General features: G+C 64.7%; 15 protein-coding genes and 1 pseudogene. 13 read left to right on the forward strand and 3 right to left on the reverse strand.

What is annotated here, in order from left to right; translation table 11 throughout:
• Nucleotides 1–59: 59 nt before the first annotated feature.
• The 8 genes from FO013_RS10680 to FO013_RS10720 all read left to right on the forward strand — a co-directional run bounded on the left by FO013_RS10680 (nucleotide 60) and on the right by FO013_RS10720 (nucleotide 9,256).
• On the forward strand, nucleotides 60–701 hold the full coding sequence (locus FO013_RS10680; RefSeq protein ID WP_260848091.1) for a TetR/AcrR family transcriptional regulator: 642 nt from the start codon (nucleotides 60–62) through the stop codon (nucleotides 699–701).
• Between the two features lie 106 nt (nucleotides 702–807).
• Nucleotides 808–2,064, forward strand: coding sequence for a glutamate dehydrogenase (locus tag FO013_RS10685; protein ID WP_260848092.1), 1,257 nt, complete (start codon nucleotides 808–810; stop codon nucleotides 2,062–2,064).
• Nucleotides 2,065–2,068: 4 nt separating this feature from the next.
• Nucleotides 2,069–4,171: an acetate--CoA ligase family protein gene (locus tag FO013_RS10690; RefSeq protein WP_143922532.1), complete on the forward strand. Its 2,103-nt coding sequence runs from the start codon at nucleotides 2,069–2,071 to the stop codon at nucleotides 4,169–4,171.
• Nucleotides 4,168–5,853 carry a thiamine pyrophosphate-binding protein gene (locus FO013_RS10695; protein WP_143922533.1) on the forward strand — a complete coding sequence of 562 codons (1,686 nt, stop codon included), beginning with the start codon at nucleotides 4,168–4,170 and terminating at the stop codon, nucleotides 5,851–5,853. The genes FO013_RS10690 and FO013_RS10695 overlap by 4 nt, the downstream gene beginning before the upstream one ends.
• On the forward strand, nucleotides 5,850–7,016 hold the full coding sequence (locus FO013_RS10700) for an acyl-CoA dehydrogenase family protein (RefSeq protein ID WP_143922534.1): 1,167 nt from the start codon (nucleotides 5,850–5,852) through the stop codon (nucleotides 7,014–7,016). The genes FO013_RS10695 and FO013_RS10700 overlap by 4 nt, the downstream gene beginning before the upstream one ends.
• A gap of 197 nt (nucleotides 7,017–7,213) precedes the next feature.
• Nucleotides 7,214–7,840: a superoxide dismutase gene (locus FO013_RS10705; RefSeq protein ID WP_092107348.1), complete on the forward strand. Its 627-nt coding sequence runs from the start codon at nucleotides 7,214–7,216 to the stop codon at nucleotides 7,838–7,840.
• Nucleotides 7,841–8,048: 208 nt separating this feature from the next.
• Nucleotides 8,049–8,798, forward strand: coding sequence for a 4-hydroxy-tetrahydrodipicolinate reductase (gene dapB / locus FO013_RS10715; RefSeq protein WP_143922535.1), 750 nt, complete (start codon nucleotides 8,049–8,051; stop codon nucleotides 8,796–8,798).
• A complete protein-coding gene (locus FO013_RS10720) occupies nucleotides 8,798–9,256 on the forward strand; it encodes a hypothetical protein (protein ID WP_143922536.1) in 459 nt (152 codons plus the stop codon). Before dapB ends, FO013_RS10720 begins: the two co-directional genes overlap by 1 nt.
• Here the strand turns inward: FO013_RS10720 and FO013_RS10725 are convergent.
• Nucleotides 9,253–10,587, reverse strand: a complete 1,335-nt coding sequence (locus tag FO013_RS10725; protein WP_260848093.1) for a DUF1624 domain-containing protein — start codon at nucleotides 10,585–10,587, stop codon at nucleotides 9,253–9,255. The two genes, FO013_RS10720 and FO013_RS10725, sit on opposite strands and share 4 nt — an antisense overlap.
• A 48-nt stretch (nucleotides 10,588–10,635) precedes the next feature.
• Between FO013_RS10725 and ypfJ the strand changes: the two genes are divergently transcribed.
• From ypfJ to FO013_RS10750, 5 genes are all read left to right on the forward strand, one after another.
• The gene (gene ypfJ, locus FO013_RS10730) at nucleotides 10,636–11,517 is read left to right on the forward strand and encodes a KPN_02809 family neutral zinc metallopeptidase (RefSeq protein ID WP_143922537.1); all 882 of its coding nucleotides are present in this window, start codon (nucleotides 10,636–10,638) and stop codon (nucleotides 11,515–11,517) included.
• A 116-nt stretch (nucleotides 11,518–11,633) separates the two neighbouring features.
• Entirely contained in the window at nucleotides 11,634–13,601 is a 1,968-nt protein-coding gene (locus FO013_RS10735) for an oxidoreductase (RefSeq protein ID WP_143922538.1), read from the forward strand.
• A 22-nt stretch (nucleotides 13,602–13,623) separates the two neighbouring features.
• Nucleotides 13,624–14,349, forward strand: a complete 726-nt coding sequence (locus FO013_RS10740; protein ID WP_143922539.1) for a TetR/AcrR family transcriptional regulator — start codon at nucleotides 13,624–13,626, stop codon at nucleotides 14,347–14,349.
• Nucleotides 14,350–14,515: 166 nt separating this feature from the next.
• Nucleotides 14,516–15,439: a 4-hydroxy-tetrahydrodipicolinate synthase gene (gene dapA / locus FO013_RS10745; RefSeq protein ID WP_143922540.1), complete on the forward strand. Its 924-nt coding sequence runs from the start codon at nucleotides 14,516–14,518 to the stop codon at nucleotides 15,437–15,439.
• 34 nt (nucleotides 15,440–15,473) lie between these two features.
• On the forward strand, nucleotides 15,474–17,120 hold the full coding sequence (locus FO013_RS10750; RefSeq protein WP_143922645.1) for a ribonuclease J: 1,647 nt from the start codon (nucleotides 15,474–15,476) through the stop codon (nucleotides 17,118–17,120).
• A 173-nt stretch (nucleotides 17,121–17,293) separates the two neighbouring features.
• Here FO013_RS10750 and FO013_RS22835 read toward each other — a convergent pair whose 3' ends face one another.
• Nucleotides 17,294–18,205 carry an L-lactate permease gene (locus tag FO013_RS22835; RefSeq protein ID WP_260848094.1) on the reverse strand — a complete coding sequence of 304 codons (912 nt, stop codon included), beginning with the start codon at nucleotides 18,203–18,205 and terminating at the stop codon, nucleotides 17,294–17,296.
• Nucleotides 18,206–18,287: 82 nt separating this feature from the next.
• Nucleotides 18,288–19,130: pseudogene (locus FO013_RS22840) on the reverse strand (L-lactate permease); the annotation flags it as partial.
• Nucleotides 19,131–19,384 lie beyond the last annotated feature (254 nt).

Raw genomic sequence — 19,384 nt, forward strand, 5'->3', positions numbered from 1 at the left:
TGGCTGTACAACAAGATTCTTGTTGTACAGCCATTTCTGTCTGTGTGGGGGAGAGGTTCATGTCGCGAAAGAGCGCATCGGTGCGTCGGGACGAGATCCTGGCTGCGACCGTGGAGGAGATCGAAAGCACCGGCCTGCGCACCCTCCGAGTCGCCGATGTCGCCGCACGGCTGGGACTGAGCCCGAGCCTGGTCATCTACCACTTCGTGACGAAGGAAGCACTCGTCGCCGCAGCCTTCGCCCACGCCGGGGAGAACGACCTCTATCGCGCGCGTCGACTCGCCGCGACGCAGAAGCCAGCATCGCAGCGGCTCAGAGATGTCATCCAGTGGTACATGCCGACAGGCTCGACGAGGAGCTGGAAGATCTGGATCGACGGGTGGTCTGCCGGACTCTTCGACGATGGGGTGAAGTCGACGTTCTCCACACTTGACCGAGAGTGGAAGACAATACTGTCCGAGCTCATCGTCGCTGGGCTCGAGGCGAAGGAATTCCGATTCAGCCCCGTCCGAATGGCCACGGAAGCCTCCGCGAACGAGCCCACAGGAGCCGCCGTCGCAGAGCTGGCCGATGGCTGCGCCACGAGGATCCTCGCGTACCTCGACGGGCTCGCAGTCCAACTCATCTTCAACCCTGAAAGCGTGTCGCCTAAGACCCTATCCGCTTGGGTCGATGCCTTCGTCGCACGCGAATTGGAATGATCCCGGAACTCTCGCTCCGACACTCTTGACGAGGCAGCCCTCCGACGGTCAGACTGGTGATCTCAACCTAACTGAACAGCGATTCAGTAAAACCCTTGGGAGCGACATGTTCATGGACATCACCTGGCAGGATCCGATCACTGGAGCACACGGATTCGTCGTCATCGACACGCTGGTGAGGGGAACAGCCTCGGGCGGGCTGAGAATGCGTCAGGGATGCACTCTCGAGGAGGTGCGGGGTCTGGCTCAGGGGATGACGCGCAAGGAGGCGATCCATCTGCGTCCTGGCCGGCGCTATGTTCCCGTCGGCGGTGCGAAAGGCGGCATCGACTTCGACCCACGTGCTCCCGGAGCCACCGACATCCTCGAGAGGTTCCTCGTCGCCGTGAATCCGATCATGCGCGCCTATTGGGCACTGGGCGAGGACCTGGGCGTGCGCCAGAACGATATCGACGAGATCCTTGCCAGGCGTGAGCTCGGCAGCGGCCTGTCGGCCGTGGAGAAGCTGCTGAGTGACCCGGAAGCGGCCAGGGCGCGGACGGCCACCGCCTTCTCTGCGGTCGTCGACGGTCTGGCTCAGGATGAGCTCGTCGGCGGCCTGGGAGTGGCCACCTCGGCGATCGCCGCACTCGAAGCCGAGGGGAGGGACCCGGCCGACTCGACCGCAGTGATCCAGGGATTCGGATCGATGGGTGGGGCGAGCGCCCGATTCCTCGCCGAGGCGGGAGTGCGCATCGTCGGCATCGCTGATGCCGACGGGTTCGTGTCCAACCCGGCCGGACTCGACGTCGAGGCCCTGCTGGACACACGCGATCCCTTCGGCGGCATCGACCGAGCCACACTTCGTCCCGCTGATGTGGACGGTGATCGCAGAGACTGGCTGGCCGCTGACTGCGATGTGCTTGTCCCTGCGGCAGTCAGCTACGCGATCACGCGTGCGAACTGTGAGGCCATCACCGCCGGGCTCATCGTCGAGGCCGCGAACATGCCCGTGCTGCCCGATGCGGAAGAACGCCTGCAGGCCCGAGGGGTCACGGTTGTTCCCGATTTTCTCGCGAACTCCGCGACGAATGCGTGGTGGTGGTGGGTGACGTTCGGCGATGTCGACGGCAGCTGGGACGACAGCAGGTCCCTGGTCACCGAGACTCTGCGCGAACTCACGATTCAGGTGCTCAGTGATGCCGACCGTTTGGGAATCACGCCCCGGCAGGCGGCACAGTCCCGGGTGGATGCGAACCTCGAAGCGCTCCGGGCTACGCCTGATCCAGCGATCAGGGTCGATCCAGCGATCGGGGTCGATTCAACGATCGGGGTCGATTCAGGGGACACTGATCAGATGGCCGCCGCCAAGGCAGAGCGTTAGAGCCATGGATCGGTTCTTCGACCCCGGCAGCGTCGCCGTCCTCGGAGCCTCGAACGACCCGGCCAAATGGGGATTCTGGCTCTCCGCGGGAGCGTTGAAGGGAACACATCGGCGCCGGGTCCATCTCATCAACTCACGAGTCGCCTCGATCCAGGGTGAACCCACCTTCCCCAGCCTCGCTGAGCTGCCTGAGACACCGGAGCTCCTTGTCATCTCGATCCCGGGCAGCGGGGTCCCGGCCGTCGTCGATGAGGCATTGGCCGCAGGAGTGCGAGCCTTCCTCATCATCTCGGCCAGGGTGCCCGGCGCCGCCGAGGTGGCCCAGCGAATCATCTCCGCAGGAGCCCGCCTCATCGGCCCGTCGTCCTTGGGCGTCGTCGATGCGAGCAATGATCTGCTTCTGGCTTGGGGCAACTTCACCCCCGGGTCCCTGGCCGTGGTGACGCAGAGCGGCCAACTGGGAACGGAGATCGCCACCCTCTCCGCACGCAGCGGCCTCGGGATCTCACGCTTCGCCTCCATCGGCGGACAGTCGGACGTCCGGGCCGCAGAGATCCTGTCCTCCCTGGTCGACGATGCCGCCACCACGCAGGTCGTGCTCTACCTAGAGTCATTCACCGGCGGCAGCGCCCTGGTGTCGGCCATGCAGGCACTGCGTGCGGCGGGGAAGCCCACGATGATCCTCACCACGGGCCAATCGGACGCCGGAGCCAGGCTTGCGCGATCGCACACCGGATCGCTCACCTCGGCGATGGACACGGTCGATGCCGCCTGCCGCGCCGCCGGTGCAATCCGACTCTCGACACCCGGCGAGGCGGTTGAGCTGGCCGGTTTCCTCGCCACGTCCTGGTTGCCTGCGGGGAGGAGGATCGCCGTCATCTCCGATTCAGGCGGGCAGGGCGCGATCGCCGCAGACCGAGCCGAGTCCCACGGTCTGCGCGTCAACGTCCTTGACGCTCTCACACGCACCAGGGTCGCAGAGAATCTGCCGCAGGCCGGTCACATCGACAATCCGATCGACCTCGACGGGGCAGGGGAGGCCGACCTGTCCGTCCACTCACGTCTCGTCGATGCGCTCCTGGCCGATGAAGCCATCGACGCAGTCGTCCTGAGCGGATACTTCGGCTGCTACGGCGAGGACATCCCTGCTCTCCTCGACGCGGAGCTGGCCGAGGTGAGCAGGCTGGGTGAGTCCGTGCACAGTCATCGCAAGCCACTCATCGTCCACTCGATGAGTGCCGATTCGCAGGCCGTCGCGGCCCTGTGGGAGAACTCGATACCCGTCTACACCTCGATCGAATCGGTCATGCGCGTCGTTGCCGGAGCCGGGTTCTACGCCTCCCATTCCGGTCGAATCACCGAGGCTCTGGAGCGGTCGGGTCCGGTGACGCCCTGGGGGACCGGGTACGGTGCGGCCCGGGACACGATCAGCGCGGCCGGGGTGCCGGTGCCGCGGGCCCTGACGCTGAGTCGCGGAGCCGAGCTCGCCGAGGTGGTGGCCGGCTCGGATCTGACACCGCCGTTCGTACTCAAGGCCTCTTGGCCCGCGCACAAGACCGAACTCGGGGCGATCGCCCTCGGCCTCGGCGATGCCACAGCCCTCGAAGACGCCTACGTGGAGATGGTGGGCCGCCTCGGCGAGGGTGAGTACATCGTCGAGGAGATGGACACCCGCGATGGGGCCGTCGAGATCCTGGTCGGCGGACGCCAGGACGAGAACTTCGGGGCGATTGTGATGGTGGGAGCCGGAGGAACCGAGACGGAGCTCTACGGCGACACCTGGCTCGAGCTGGCGCCGGTCTCGCATGCAGAAGCTCTCGACATGGTCTCCCGGCTCACGTGCTATCGGCTGCTCACAGGATGGCGAGGTCGGCGTGCGACGGACCTCGACGAACTGGCCGAGATCATCGTCTCGGTCTCCCGTCTGATCGCCGGCAGCAACGAGATCCAGGAGATCGAGATCAACCCGGTGCGCGTCACCCCGGACGGAGCGTTGGCCGTCGACGCGCTCGTCGTCACGAACCGAGACGACGACGGCAGCACCGACAACGACAGCAGCATCCATAACGACGGCAGCACCGACAACCCCGACAAGGAGTCACGATGACAGAGGAACAGGCAGAGATCACCGGCGGTGCGCACCTGGCCCGGGCGCTGAGAGCCGAGGGAATCTCGCGGGTCTACGGGATCCCAGGGACCCACAATCTCGAGATCTTCGCACAGCTGGCTGCCGAGGGAATCGACATCGTCTCACCTCGCCACGAACAGGGGGCCGGATACATGGCCGACGGCGCGGCTCGCGTCACCGGTGAGGTGCAGGTCGTCGTCACAACGACGGGACCGGCGGTGTTCAATGCACTGACCGCGCTGCTGCAGTCCTTCACCGATTCGGTCCCGGTCCTGCTCGTCAGCCCCGGTATGCCCCTGACCCATCCCGGACGCGGCAACGGACTCCTCCACGAGGTGCGTAACCAGAGTCAGGCCATCGACGCCGTCCTCGGCGACAGCCACCGGGTGACCAGTCCCGGTGAGGTCTCCCTTGCGGTCGGACAGGCACTCTCACGCATGCGCACCGGCCGAACCCGCCCCGCCTACATCGAGATCCCACTCGATCTCATCGAAGCCACCGGACCCGGTTGGCTGCACCCGGCTCTGGCCCGTCCCAACCCTGCTCCGCAGCCGTCGGCGATCAGGACAGCCGCCGAGGCGCTGGCAACCTGCCAGCGCCCCCTTATCATCGTCGGGGCCGGGGCGCGCAGCGCCGGAGCGGAGGTGGAAGAGCTCTCCCAGGTACTCGGGGCCGGGGTCATCCTGTCCTCGAACGCGAAGGGAACGATCGACGATGAGTTCGTCAACAGCCTCGGCGCCATCGGAGTCCTCGAAGCGCTGCCGGAGGTGCTCGGTGCTGCCGATGCCGTGGTGGCCATCGGCACGGAACTGGCTCCCAGCGATTTCTGGCCCGAGCCGTTGCCGCTGCCGCACACGGTCGTTCGCATCGACCTCGACGAGGTGCAGATGCTGCGCAACGCCCGCGTCAGCCACCCGATCCCAGCCCACGCGAAGGACGCGACGATCGCGCTGACGCACCGGCTGCACCAGACCAGATCGACCAGCCTCACCCGGGCGGCAATCGAGTGGCTGCGCGGCTGGCAGGACACGATCACGGACGCTGCCAAGACCGAAGGCGCACCCTGGTCACAGCTGTGCGGAGCACTCAACGACTACACCACCTCGGCGACCTCACCTGTCATCGTCGCCGCGGATTCCACGATGTGCTGCTACTACGGGGTGCAGACCGGATGGGCGGCGCGCAGAGGAGATCGCTTCCTCTACCCGGCAGGCGCCGGAACCCTGGGATACGGGCTGCCCGCGGGGATCGGTGCGAAACTCGCCGTGCCCGAGGCCAGGGTCGTGGCGATCGAGGGCGACGGCGGAGCGATGTTCACGATCGTCGAACTCGCCGCGGCTGTGCAGGCCCAGGTGTCGATGTCCGTCATCATCGTCGACAACGGCGGCTACGGGGAGATCCGCAACGAGATGGCCGATCGCGGCGATACTCCTGCGGGAGTGGCACTGCTGGGACCCGACTTCCCGGCACTGGCCGAGTCGATGGGCGCTCGCGGTCTCCACATCGAGACTCAGGAGCAGCTGACGACGGCACTGCAGCAGGCCGAGGACTTCGCCGGACCCACCCTGATCCACATGACCGAGGACTCCCGCGCCGCCACGGACATGCTGGGTGCTGCCCGGCCGAGTGAGAATTCGAACGAGACGAGGAGAGAGCCATGAGCTACACACCCTGGCCGCTGAGCGATGAGCAGAACGACATCATCGAACTGTGCCGGACCTTCGCGAAGGACAAGATCCGACCGGCGGGTCCTGCCGTCGACGAAGCAGACACCCGATCTCCGGTCGAGCTGTTCCACGAGGCCGCGCGCGTGGGCATCACAGACTTCATGATCCCCGAGGAGTACGGAGGCGGCGGCTTCACCGACGTCTTCACACAATGCCTCGTCCAAGAGCAGCTGTGTTTCGGGGACCCCGGCATCGGCAACCTTCTGTGCTCCAACGGCTTCTTCGCCGATCCGATCCTGGCACTGGGAACAGAGGAGCAGAAAGAGACCTGGCTGCGCCCTCTGACCGGACCGGAACCGATGTTCACCGCGCTGGCGACTACCGAGCCGGGGTCTGGATCCGACTCCGCCTCGATCACCACCAGGGCCGAATCTGTCGACGGCGGCTACCTACTCAACGGACAGAAGGCCTGGATCTCGAACGCGGGACTCGCCGAGGGCTATGTCGTCTTCGCCAAGACCGACCCTGCGCAGCGCTCACAAGGAGTCACCGCCTTCCTCCTGCCGCGCGAGACCGAAGGCATGGAGTTCGGGGCACCGATGAAGAAGATGGGCCAACGTGCGATCGTGTGCCGGGAGATCTTCTTCTCCGACGCGTTCGTCCCGAGTACCAATCGCCTCGGCGCGGAGGGGCAGGGCTTCTACGGACTGATGCGCACCTTCGACATCTCCCGCGTGGTCCTCGGCGCCGCGGCACTGGGCACAGCCAGGGCCGCCTACGAATACGCCCGCGACTATGCGCGTGAACGCACACAGTTCGGCAGAACGATCATCGAACACCAGTCCGTGGCCTTCCGGCTGGCAGACATGGCCGCGCGCATCGATGCCGCCTGGCTGCAGGTCCTCAACACCGCCCGCATGGTCGATGCGGGGGAGGCGGTGCCGCGGGAGAAGGTCACCGCCTCGGCAGCCATGGCCAAACTGGGTGCCTCAGAGACGGCGATGTTCTGCACCTGGGCCGGAGTCCAGACCCTGGGCGGCTGGGGCTACTCGCGCGAGCACCCCGTCGAGCAGTGGATGCGCGATGCGAAGCTGGAGGAGATCGAAGAGGGGACCTCAGACATCATGCGGCTGCTGATCTCGCGGAATCTGCCCTGACACTGTGTGATTTCGTGTGGATGCATTCGTGTGGCGCCTGGATGCATTCATGCGGCGCTGCGATCTTTTCCGAGGTCACTTGGCGTCATCTGGAATAGTCCTCACGACTACCGTGTTGTTCGAGATGAGACCCTGCTATAGGGTCGAAACGAAGCCGCCGACTCTGGCGGACATCAATTCTCTTCAGGAGGAATTTCATGGCTGAGCAGTACGTCCTTCCGGAACTGCCCTACGACTACTCCGCACTTGAGCCGCACATCTCGGCTCGCATCATGGAGCTGCACCACGACAAGCACCACGCGACCTACGTCAAGGGTGCCAACACCGCTGTTGAACAGCTGGCAGAAGCCCGCGAAAGCGGAAACCTCGCCAACGTGCCGAAGCTGACCCGCGATCTCGCGTTCAACCTCGGCGGACACGTCAACCACTCGATCTTCTGGAACAACATGTCTCCAGACGGCGGCGACAAGCCCGTGGGCGAACTCGCAGCGGCCATCGACGACCAGTTCGGCTCCTTCGACAAGTTCCGTGAGCACTTCACCACGGCAGCCACGACGATCCAGGGCTCCGGCTGGGCCGTGCTCGTCTACGATCAGCTCGGTGGAAACCTCTTCATCGAACAGCTCAAGGACCAGCAGTCGGACATCCAGCTCGGCGGAACCCCGGTTCTCCAGCTCGATATGTGGGAGCACGCCTTCTACCTCGACTACCAGAACGTCAAGCCTGACTACGTCAAAGCCTGGTGGAACATCGTGAACTGGGCAGATGCAGGCGCACGTTTCGACCGCGCCGTGGCTCAGACCAAGGGCCTCCTGCTCGGCTGATAGCCGTACAGACCCTGAAACGGCGGCTCCGACCCATCGCGGCGGGGCCGCCGTTTTCGTGCAACTCCGGTAAAGGCTGCGCAGCGCCTGCGCGGCGATCAACGAGCCTCGGGTCGTCGGCTGCCGATCACGTCACCTGATGACGGTGGCAGCGCCGTGAGTCGTTAGACTGGCCTGCGGAGATCGTCGAGCAAGGAGTTACGAACTTATGAATGCGATTCGGGTAGCCGTCATCGGAGCACAGGGCCGCATGGGCGCCCAGGCTGTCGACGCCATCACCGAGGCCGAGGGCCTCGAACTCGTTGCGACCCTGGGCAGCAGCGACTCCCTGGAGAGTCTGCTCGAGAAGAGCATCGACGTTGCGGTCGAACTCACAGTTCCCGCCTCGACTGAGGCGAACGTGCGCTTCCTCGTCGAGCATGACATCGACACCGTGGTCGGTACGACCGGCTGGGACGCTGAGAAGCTGTCCGGTCTCGAAGAGCTCTTGGCCAAGCATGCGGACACCGCCGTGCTCATCGCCCCGAACTTCTCGATCGGCGCGGTCCTGGCCATGCGCTTCGCTGAGCTGGCCGCACCGTACTTCGACTCCGCCGAGGTGGTCGAGATCCACCACCCACGCAAGCTCGACGCTCCGTCGGGAACGGCCAACCACACTGCGCAGCGAATCGCGGCAGCCCGGAACGATGCCGGCCTGCCTCCGGTGCCTGACGCCACCGAAATCGATCCCAACGGTGCTCGCGGCGCGGTCGTCGACGGCATCCATGTGCACGCGATCCGGCAGCAGGGCATGACAGCCTCGGAGGAGATCCACTTCGGTTCCAGCGGCGAGGCCCTGACGATCCGGACGGACTCACATTCCTCCTCGGCGTTCATGCCGGGAATCGTCACCGCAGTGCGGTCGATCTCCGACTACACCGGCCTTCTGCATGGCCTCGAGAATATGCTCGACCTCTGATGTCCAAAGGAAAAATCGGGGCGATCGTCGTCTCAGTGGTGCTCGTCTTCTACTTCGTCCTCATGGGGCATCGAGCATGGGTTCTGGTCAGGGAACCCGATCTGATTCCACGACTGATGGGCATCGCACTCTTCGTCCTGCCGCTCATCGGAGCCTGGACGCTGATCGTCGAACTCATGTTCGGTGCGCGGACCGAGAAGTTGGCGCGGATCCTCAAATCAGAGGGTGGACTGCCTGTCGATGATCTTCCGCGATCTCCGGGCGGAAGGATCATCCGCGAATCCGCCGATGAAGCCTTCGGCCAGTACCAGGCCGAGGCAGAGGCCGCACCCGAGGACTGGCGTTCATGGTTCCGCCTCTCCTGTGCCTACGATGCGTGCGGAGATCGCAAGCGCGCCAGGTCAACGATGCGCAAGGCCGTCAATATGCATCGGGCGGGTGTGAAGCAGAATTCCTAGCCGGCCGCGGGCCCTGACCGTTCGGGGCTATGACTCGGCCCAGGCCCAGACCCAGGCCCAGACCCTTGGACTGGTCCAGGTCCCGGAACCGGCGACGCGGATCGGATGATCGCTGCGACTCCACCCTCAAGCGGGCCATGGGCACCGATCGCCAGCTTCCACACCAGGGCGAAGCCGATGAACACGAGAGCATGCAGACCGAACTCGACGGTCTGCGGCGACATCGCCTCACCGCCGAGCATCGGATTGGCCTCGATCCAGGGGCGTGTGATCTCGAGCAGGACGACATGGGCGGAGTACACGCTCAAGGGCATTGAGCCGGGAGCCGTCAGCGGCGCCAGCACCCAGGTGCTGCGCCCCAGCAGCATTGCCAGCGACTGACAGACAACGATGGTCGTCAGCGCGGTCCCAGCCGTGGACAGCAGGTCGAAGGGCGTGCTTGAGTGTGGGCCCGCGATCGCCAGCCACCACCACGACGTCGTCGGCGTCACCCCATAGCTGCCGGTGAACAGCGCCGCATTGAGATCGGTCCCATACAGCTCGGAGACTCGAACCAGGATAGGGCTGCCGCCAGCGACGTTGATGAGCAGCCAGGAGACTCCCTTGCCGACGAGAAACAGCCCCAGACCGGCGGCGAAGAGCGACATGAGGTGCTTGCCGATATCGACCTTCGCGACTGCCATCCCCATCAGGATGTACGACAGCCACTGCAGTATCGGGTAATAGCCGGTGAGCACCAGATCGTGGAGCATGGTCAGTGGGCTCGCGAAGTCGAACCATGACATCGACGAATACATCGGCTCCAGGCCGAACTCACTGCGGATGAGCATCGAGAGCACTGGGCTGAGGACCATCCAGGCACCGGCGATGACGAAGAGTGTGCTGGCGCGCAGGCGCAGAAACAGCATCGCAATCGCGAACATGACCCCGTAGTTGACGAGGATGACCGCCAGCAGTGACGAGATCGAGCCCAGGCACAGTCCGATGATGACGATCGCTCCGGCCCGGATGAGCACACTGGGCACGGCATCGCGCAGACGTCCAGAAGCTGCCATCCGCGACCGAGTTGAGAGCACCAGCGAACAGCCGGCCAGGACCGCGAACAGCGCCGAGGCACGCCCCGCGAACACGGCGGCCCAGCTCGGGAGGCCCTCGGGATCGGACAAGGCGAAGATGTGCGTGACCATCATCGCGAACAGGGCGATTCCGCGAGCGGCGTCGAGGCCGATGAGTCGCCCGGCAGGGCTCAGACGATCACGGACCGTTGTGCTGCCAGCAGTCGCCGATGTGTTGTCTGCAGTCGCCGAGGTGGGGGAGCGGTGTGAGCTCATGCCTCGATTCTCACATGAGAGGTGACAAGCCGTTGTATCTTTATGGCTATGACCTTCAATCCGAATGCTGACATCTCGGGCAACAAGACCAGCCGACGAGGACGCAACACCGCCATCGCCGGCGGTGGCGTCGGAATCGTGGGCCTCCTCGTCTTCCTCATCGGCCCGCTGCTCGGCGTCGATGTCACCGGGCTCGTGGGCGGCGGCATGCTCGACGGCGAGCAGTCATCGCAGTCCTCGGGTGTCGAAGAGATGGCCCAATGCGACACCGGCGAGGACGCGAACACGTCCACCGACTGCCGGATGGCCGGTGCACAGGTCGTCCTCGATGACTACTGGTCCCAGCACGTCGACGGTTACGAACCTCCCCAGCTGACCATCGTCGACGGTCAGACCTCAACCCAGTGCGGCACCGCCTCGAATGCGGTGGGCCCCTTCTACTGCCCGCCCGAGCAGGGCGTCTACATCGATCCGAGCTTCTTCGAGATCATGCGGCAGCAATTCGGTGCCTCTGCCGGCGAGCTCGCCCAGCTCTACATCGTCGGACACGAGTGGGGCCACCACATCCAGAACATCACCGGCACGATGAGCGATCATCCGAACAACGGCACCGGAGCAGACAGCAACGGCGTGCGCGTCGAACTCCAGGCCGACTGCTACGCCGGAGCGTGGCTCGGCGACGTCACCACCTTGACCGACGACAACGGCACGCCCTACCTGCAGACACCCACCCAAGAACAGATCGACGATGCCCTCAACGCAGCATTCGTCGTCGGTGATGACCACATCCAGAAGCAGTCCTCGGGCTCGGTCAACCCCGAGTCCTTCACCCACGGTTCGAGCGAGCAGCGCCAGAAATGGTTCACCAGCGGATACGAGAACGGCCTCGGAAGCTGCGACACCTTCGGCGGGAACGGCGCGGACCTGTAGCAGAGCGCCAGCTGTCCAGGCCTTCCACCGTCATCAATACCGTGGCCTTCCATCGTAATTAATACCGTGATATGAATTACCTGTCAGGACCTACCCCGCATGCATCAAGGACGATCATGTCTTCACTGTTCCCTCATCTCTTCGAACCCATCACGCTGGGACCCAAGACCATCCGCAACCGCATCGTGTCCTCGGGCCACGACACCGTACTCGATGACCACGGGATGATCGGCGAGGATCTCGTCGCCTATCACGAAGAGCGAGCCAGGGGCGGCTGCGGACTGATCGTCCTCCAAGTCTCCGGCGTCCACGAGACAGCCCGCTACACGAGCCACGTGCTTATGGCCACCGACGATTCCTCGGTGCCCGGATACCGGGCCGTCGCCGAGGCGGTCCACCGTCACGGTGCCGCCATCTTCGCCCAGCTCTTCCACCCCGGCCGTGAGGTCATGGACGGCGAGCGCGGCATGGCACCTCGCGCCGTGGCTCCCAGCGACGAACCACAGGAGAGGTTCAAGGTCGTCCCCGAGGCGTTGACCACCTTCGCGATCAAGGACATCATCGCCGGGTATGCCAGCGCCGCGAAGCGCATCGCCGACTCCGGCATCGACGGCGTCGAGATCGTGGCCAGCCATGGGTACCTGCCGATTCAGTTCTTCAACCCGCGAGTGAACACGCGCACCGATGAATACGGCGGCAGCCCGGCCAATCGTCGTCGCTTCCTCGCCGAGGTCGTCGCCGGGGTTCGCGAAGCGGTGGGTCCAGGCGTCGTGGTGGGCCTGAGGATCTCGGGAGAGGAGAAGACCGAGGACGGTCTGGTCGCCACCGAGGTTCTCGACCTCATCGGCCACCTCGACGCGATGAACTGCCTCGATTACTTCTCGATCACCGCCGGAGACTCCTCGACCCTGCAGGGTGCGGTGCACATCGTCCCCTCGATGCAGATCGACCCGGCCTATGCCGCGACCCTGTCTGAACAGGTCAAGAAGGTCACCGACCGTCCGGTGATGGTCGCCGGACGGATCAACCAGCCCCACGAGGCAGAGAAGGCCATCGCCGAAGGCCGCACCGACATGGCGATCATGACCCGGGCGATGATCTGCGATCCGGCGATCGCGAATAAGGCCCAGCACGACGCCGTGGACGAGATCCGAGCCTGCATCGGTTGCAACCAGGCCTGCATCGGGCACTTCCAGATGGGCGTGCCCATCTCCTGCATCCAATACCCCGAATCGGGTCGGGAGCTGACGTTCCTGCCTCGGCCCAGGGTGAGAACCCGACGTCGAGTGCTCGTCATCGGCGGTGGCCCCGCCGGACTCAAGGCGGCGGCGGTGGCGGCAGAACAGGGTGATGACGTCGTCCTCTGCGAACGCGAGCCTCACCTCGGCGGGGCCGTGCTGCTGGCACAGGAGCTGCCCTACCGGTCTGAATTCGGGGGAGCGGCGACGAACCTGAGCGCCGAGGCACGACGTGCGGGAGTAGACATTCGAACGTCGACGCCGGTGACCCAGCAGATTCTCGCCGAGGTTGCACCCGATCACGTGATCGTCGCGACGGGTGCCAAGGCGCGTATGCCACAACTCGAGGTCGACGATGAGGCTTTCGTCATCGGTGCCCGCGACTATCTGAGCACCCAGCCGAATCTGCCTTCGGGACGTGTGCTCGTCACCGACTGGAAGGGCGACTGGATCGGTCTGGGCATCGCCCTGCGTCTGGCCGAAGCCCGCGTGCCGGTGACCCTGGCGACCGCGGCGAACTTCGCCGGAGCTGCAATCCAGCAGTACACACGCACACTGCTCATGTCCCAGGCTCTGCGGGCGGGAGTCGACTTCCTCAACGACGCACGCCTCGTCGGAGTCGATGCATCGACCGGCTACCTGCAGTCGACGCTGTGTGAGGTCGTCCACGAGGTCGACGGTGTCGCTGCGACCATCGTCTCCGGCGCACCGCAGTCCGTGACCCCAGATCTCGATTTCGGGTCCGCGAGCGTTCGCACCATCGGGGATGCCGTGGCACCGCGGACGGTGGAGGAAGCGGTCTTCGAAGGACTGCAGGCCGCGAGCAGTTTGGCGGCCGTCTCGTGAACATCGTGAGATCGGCATTCTCGTGAGCCCACGTCCTCAGCACTCCGCGGCAGAGGTCGCGTCCAGGCGCAGCGCTATCGTCGATTCTGCCCTTGACCAGATTGCCCAGCACGGTCCGGAAGCCGTGCGGATGAAGGACATCGCCGCGGCGGCGGAGCTGTCCGTGGGTACTCTGCAGTACTACTTCGGGTCCCGGGAGTCCCTGCTCGACCACGCCTTCTCGACCCACAGCAGCAGTGTCGTCGACGCCATCGCGGGGCTCACCCAGAAGCAGGGGACAGCGTGGGAAAGGCTTCAGTCGAGTCTGCGCGCCGTCCCGCGGATCGGTGACCTGCAGCGGCGCTCGAAGGTGTGGATCGAACTCGTCGCAGCCTCGCCCCGCAACGAGTACCTGCGAGACTCGGTCGACGCGATCTTCGACACATGGAGTGCCCACTTCCGGGCGCTGATCGCCATCGGCATCGACGACGGGAGCTTCCGGCCGCACGCCGATGTGGATCTCATCGTCGACACTCTCATCGCGGTCATCGACGGCTATGATGTCGGCGTGGCCGCTGGTCGCAGTGCCGCGACGTCCGATCGGATCGCGGCATCCCTCGAACTCACCGCCAGAAAGCTGCTGGGCGTCGACGATGCGGGCGCAGCCGATGACGGCGCTGGCGACGGCGCAGCCGATGACGGTGACGCCGGCGCTGCCACCGCTGGCAACGCCGCAGCCAGTGTAGGGGTCAGAACCCGGCGGGTGTGATCTGCCTCTCGCAGCCTCACCGCCATGAATGGTCGAAGCTGACTCTCTCGCACGCCGCCGATGAGCGTCATGCGGCCACGGGTGACAGAGGGCGATAAGGAAATGCACTGGTGGCGCGCGCAAGGCCACTGCCGCAGTCAAGAGCTGTGCGCGGTATCCTTTTCGTATGGCGATTCTCGGTGACAACGCAGCAGCCGCTGCAATTGATGCGTTCGGTACGGTCGGCACGGCGATGGTGACGCCGTTCAATGACGACGGAACCATTGATTATCCTGCCGTGGAGAAGGTTGCGAACCACCTTGTCGACCTCGGCAACAACATGCTCGTGGTGTCCGGAACCACCGGCGAATCACCGACGACGACCGATGATGAGAAGATCGAACTGCTCAAGGTCGTCCGCGGTGTCATCGGCAACCGGGCGAAGATCATTGCGGGTACCGGCAACAACGTCACCTCGCACACCATCGATCTGTCCAAGCGCTCGGCCGAGGCCGGTGCGGATGGAATCCTCATCGTCACGCCCTACTATTCGAAGCCGACACAGCCGGCCATTGCCGCCCACATGCGTGCAGCCGCCGACTCCACCGACCTTCCCGTCATGCTCTACGACATCCCGGGACGATCGGGCGTGCCGATTCGGACGGAGACTCTCCTCGAGTTGGCCGATCACCCCAACATCCTCGCGGTCAAGGACGCCAAGGGCGACCTCTTCGCCTCGGCGCAGGTGATGAACCGCAGCTCCCTCGTCTACTACTCGGGTGAGGACGCGCTCAACCTTCCGCTGCTGGCTCTCGGTGCCCTCGGTGTCGTCTCTGTGGCGGGCCATGTCTGCACACCGCGGTTCGCTGACATGGTCGACGCCGTGGCGAACAACGACCTCACCACCGCCCGCGCGATTGCCCATGAAACGGCAGACATGGTCGACGCGCTCATGAATCATATGCCGGGAGTCATCTCGGCCAAGGCCGCACTACAGGCCCAAGGAATACTTGACAACCGCGGTACGCGAATGCCGCTGCTCCCAGCAGATGATGAGCAGATGGCCCTCGTGACCGCCCAATTGACCAGGAGTGGTTACCTCAGTGAATAATGCATTGACTCAAGAACTGAAGCTTCCGCCGAAGATGGATGCAGAAGCCGTCCGCATCGTCGCGCTCGGCGGCCTCGGCGAAGTCGGCCGCAACATGACCGTGTTCGAGTACCACGGCAAGCTGCTCATCGTCGACTGCGGCGTCCTCTTCCCGGAAGAGGACCAGCCCGGCGTCGACCTCATCCTTCCCGACTTCGCCTACCTCGACGATCGCCTCGACGACATCGTCGGCCTCGTGCTCACCCACGGCCACGAAGACCACATCGGAGCTGTGCCCTACCTGCTGCGTCGCAAGGCCGATATTCCGATTCTCGGTTCGAACCTGACGATCGCTCTCATCGAGGCCAAGCTCAAGGAACACCGGATCAAGCCGATCACCCGCGTGGTCAAGGAGAACGACCTCGATCAGCTCGGTCCCTTCGACCTTGAGTTCGTTGCCGTCAACCACTCGATTCCTGATGCTCTCGCGGTCTTCATCCGCACCGGCGCGGGCAACATCCTCCACACCGGCGACTTCAAGATGGACCAGCTCCCGCTCGATGGTCGGATCACGGACCTGCGCGCCTTCGCTCGCCTCGGCGAGGAAGGCGTCGACCTGTTCATGACGGACTCGACGAACGCCGAGGTCCCCGGATTCACCGCGTTGGAGAAGGACATCGGACCGGTTCTCGAGAACCTCTTCGGCCATGCCGAGCGTCGGATCATCGTCGCCTCGTTCTCCTCGCACATCCACCGCGTCCAGCAGGTGCTCAACGCCGCCGACGCACACGGCCGTAAGGTCGCCCTCGTCGGTCGCTCGATGGTGCGCAACATGAAGATCGCCGAGGACCTCGGCTACCTCGAGGTGCCCAAGGGCGCGCTCATCGACATCAAAGAGGTCGACAAGCTCCCCGATGACCAGGTCGTGCTCATGTGCACCGGCTCGCAGGGCGAGCCGATGGCTGCGCTCTCACGCATGGCCAACCGCAGCCACCGCGTCGAGGTGGGCGACGGCGACACCGTCATCCTCGCCTCCTCGCTCATCCCCGGCAACGAGAACTCCGTGTTCAAGGTCATCAACGGGCTGATGAAGCTGGGTGCCAACGTCATCTCCAAGGCCGACGCCAAGATCCACGTGTCCGGTCACGCTTCCGGCGGCGAGCTGCTCTACTGCTACAACATCGTCCAGCCCCGCGGCGTCATGCCCGTCCACGGCGAATGGCGCCACATGCTGGCCAACGCCAGGCACGCCGAGGCGACTGGTGTCGATCCGAACAACATCGTCCTCGCCGACGACGGTTGGGTGGTCGACCTCAAGGACGGCCACGCCGAGGTTGTGGGTGCGGTGGACTGCAACTTCGTCTTCGTCGACGGTTCTTCGGTCGGCGAAATCACCGAGGCGGATCTCAAGGACCGTCTCGTGCTCTCCGGCGAAGGCTTCGTCACGATCTTCATGGCCATCAACAGCCAGTCCAAGTCCCTCATCGCCGGTCCCGAGATCCACGCCCGCGGTGTGGCCGAGTCCGATTCTGTCTTCGACTCGATCATGCCGAAGGTCACGAAGGCCGTCGAGGATGCACTCAAGGACGGCAACACCGACCAGTACCAGCTGCAGCAGGTCGTGCGCCGCACTGTGGGACGCTGGGCGTCCTCGAAGCTGCGTCGCAAGCCGATGATCGTCCCCATGGTCGTCATCGTCTGAGTTCATTAGTCAGAGTTCGTTCGCCAGAGCACACACAGAACGCCCGCGGTGTCCCTTCGAAGGAGGGTTCACCGCGGGCGTTGTGCATCTCCGGCACTTCTGGCTTATATCGACCGAAGCGTCGATCATCGCGCAATCTCAATTCGCCTGGGCTGTGCACGGGGGCTGTGGGCTCAGTCCTCACGCGTCTTCTTAGCCCGGGCTTTCGCTGTGGCCACGAGCTCTTTGCCCGGCGATCTCCGGACAAGGAGGACGGCCGCGATCAGGCCCACGAGCACTGCTCCGAAGACCACGGTTCCGGCATTGAATCCGAGGCCGTTGATGCCGATGAATGCCAAGGCACCGGCGGTGAGTGAGTAGACGAGCATCGGGATGGAGGTGCGTCTGATGAGCTCGCCTTCTCGGCCCACGAGACCGACGGTCGCCGAGGCGGCGACCACGTTGTGGACTGCCACCATGTTTCCGGCCGCCCCGCCGACAGCCTGAGCCGCGACCACTGTCTCTGGGCTCGATGCACCGATGGCTGTTCCGGTGGAGAACTGGAACTGCGAGAACATGACGTTCGAGACCGTGTTGGAACCGGCGACGAAGGCGCCGAGCGCACCGACGAACGGGGCTAGCAGAGGCCAGCCGTCTCCGACGGTACTCGCGGCCGCCTCGGCGAGGGTGACCGGCATCGAATCGAGGCCGGCATTGTTGTAGTCGGCTCCGGAGTTGATGAACACGCGCACGAGCGGCAGCGAACACAGCAACGCCACCGCAGCACTGGCGATCTGTGATCCGGCGAGCTTCCAAGACCCGCCGATCTGCTTGCCCGTCATGCGGTGGATGAGATAAGTCAGCCCGCAGGCGAGGACGAAGATGGCTCCGGGGGAGTAGAGCAGATCCATGTTCTGACTGATCGGGGTGCCGAAGATCCCCTCGACCTTGATCACCGCCGGACCGGTGAGGAACTCCTTGACGGAAGGGATGTTGCGGGTGAGCAGCAGGATCACGACGACGATGAGGTAGGGCGACCATGCGCGGACCAGCGACATCTTCTTCGTCAGCTGGGCCTTCTCCTTCGCGGGATCGACCGTGCCCATCCAATGGGCGGGCCACTTCTCTCGGGGGGGCGAAGTCCCAGATCGTCTTCGGCATGAGGAAGCCGAGCTTGCTCGTCGTGACGACGATGGTCAGGCCGATGAGACCGCCGAGCAGGGCAGGGAACTCGGGCCCGAGCAGGTTGGCCACGATGAGATAGGGCACGACCATGGCCAGCGCAGAGAAGATGGCGAAGGGTGCCACGGCGAGACCATCGGCGAAACGTCTGTTCGAACCGAAGAAGCCGGTCATCAGGCATGCCAGCAGCAGAGGAATGAGGATTCCGCAGACGGCATGGATGAGTGCGACCTGGGTGGCCGTGTGGGCGATGAACTCGGACTGGCTGAGGCCGAGCTGAGCGGCGCGTTCGGCGACGTCGGCGGACATGGTCCCGTCCTCCTTGGCCAGTCCCTCGCCGATGCCGACGAGCATCGGCGTGCCGACGGCGCCGAAGCTCACGGGTGTGGACTGGATGATCAGTCCGGCCAGGACCGCGGCGATGGCGGGGAATCCGAGGGCGAGCAGGAGCGGTGCTACGACGGCCGCGGGGGTGCCGAAGCCGGCAGCGCCCTCGATGAAGGAACCGAAGAGCCACGCGATGATGATGACCTGGATCCTCCGGTCGGGAGAGATCGAGACGAAGCCGGCGCGGATCGTCTCGATGGCACCGGAGCGGGTGACCGTGGCCAGGAGCAGCAGGGCGCCGAAGACGATCCAGAGCAGGCCGACGGCCACGAGAATACCCTGGACGACGGAGGCGCCGATCGTCACCCAGTCGATCTGCCACGCAAAGTTCGCAACCAGGGCCGCTGCGACTAGGCCGATCGGCATGGCATATTTCGCGGGCCAGCGAAATCCGATGAGCAGGATCCCTGCCAGGAGAATAGGGGCGAGCGCCAGAAGCGCTGCGACAGCGAGGTTGTCCATCGTGAATCCGATCCGCGGCGTCGTTGCCGCTTGGTCGAGGAGTCCGACCCGGCGCCTCTGATCGGTTGACCAGCAGACGATATGGTGCAGACTCTGCAAACGAAGTACCTTCGCTCATCGTGCCTGGTGGTGTGTTGTACCGTCAAGGGACCCACCAGTCTCACCTCGAGGGAAGCGTTTGACGAGAGGTGGATCACCTCCTATTCTTTTCGGTGTGTGAACATTAAATTTCACGATGTGAAAGTTTCGCAGGC

The sequence above is a fragment of the Brevibacterium aurantiacum genome (genome assembly GCF_007558825.1).
In the GTDB taxonomy this organism is placed as follows: domain Bacteria; phylum Actinomycetota; class Actinomycetes; order Actinomycetales; family Brevibacteriaceae; genus Brevibacterium; species Brevibacterium aurantiacum_A.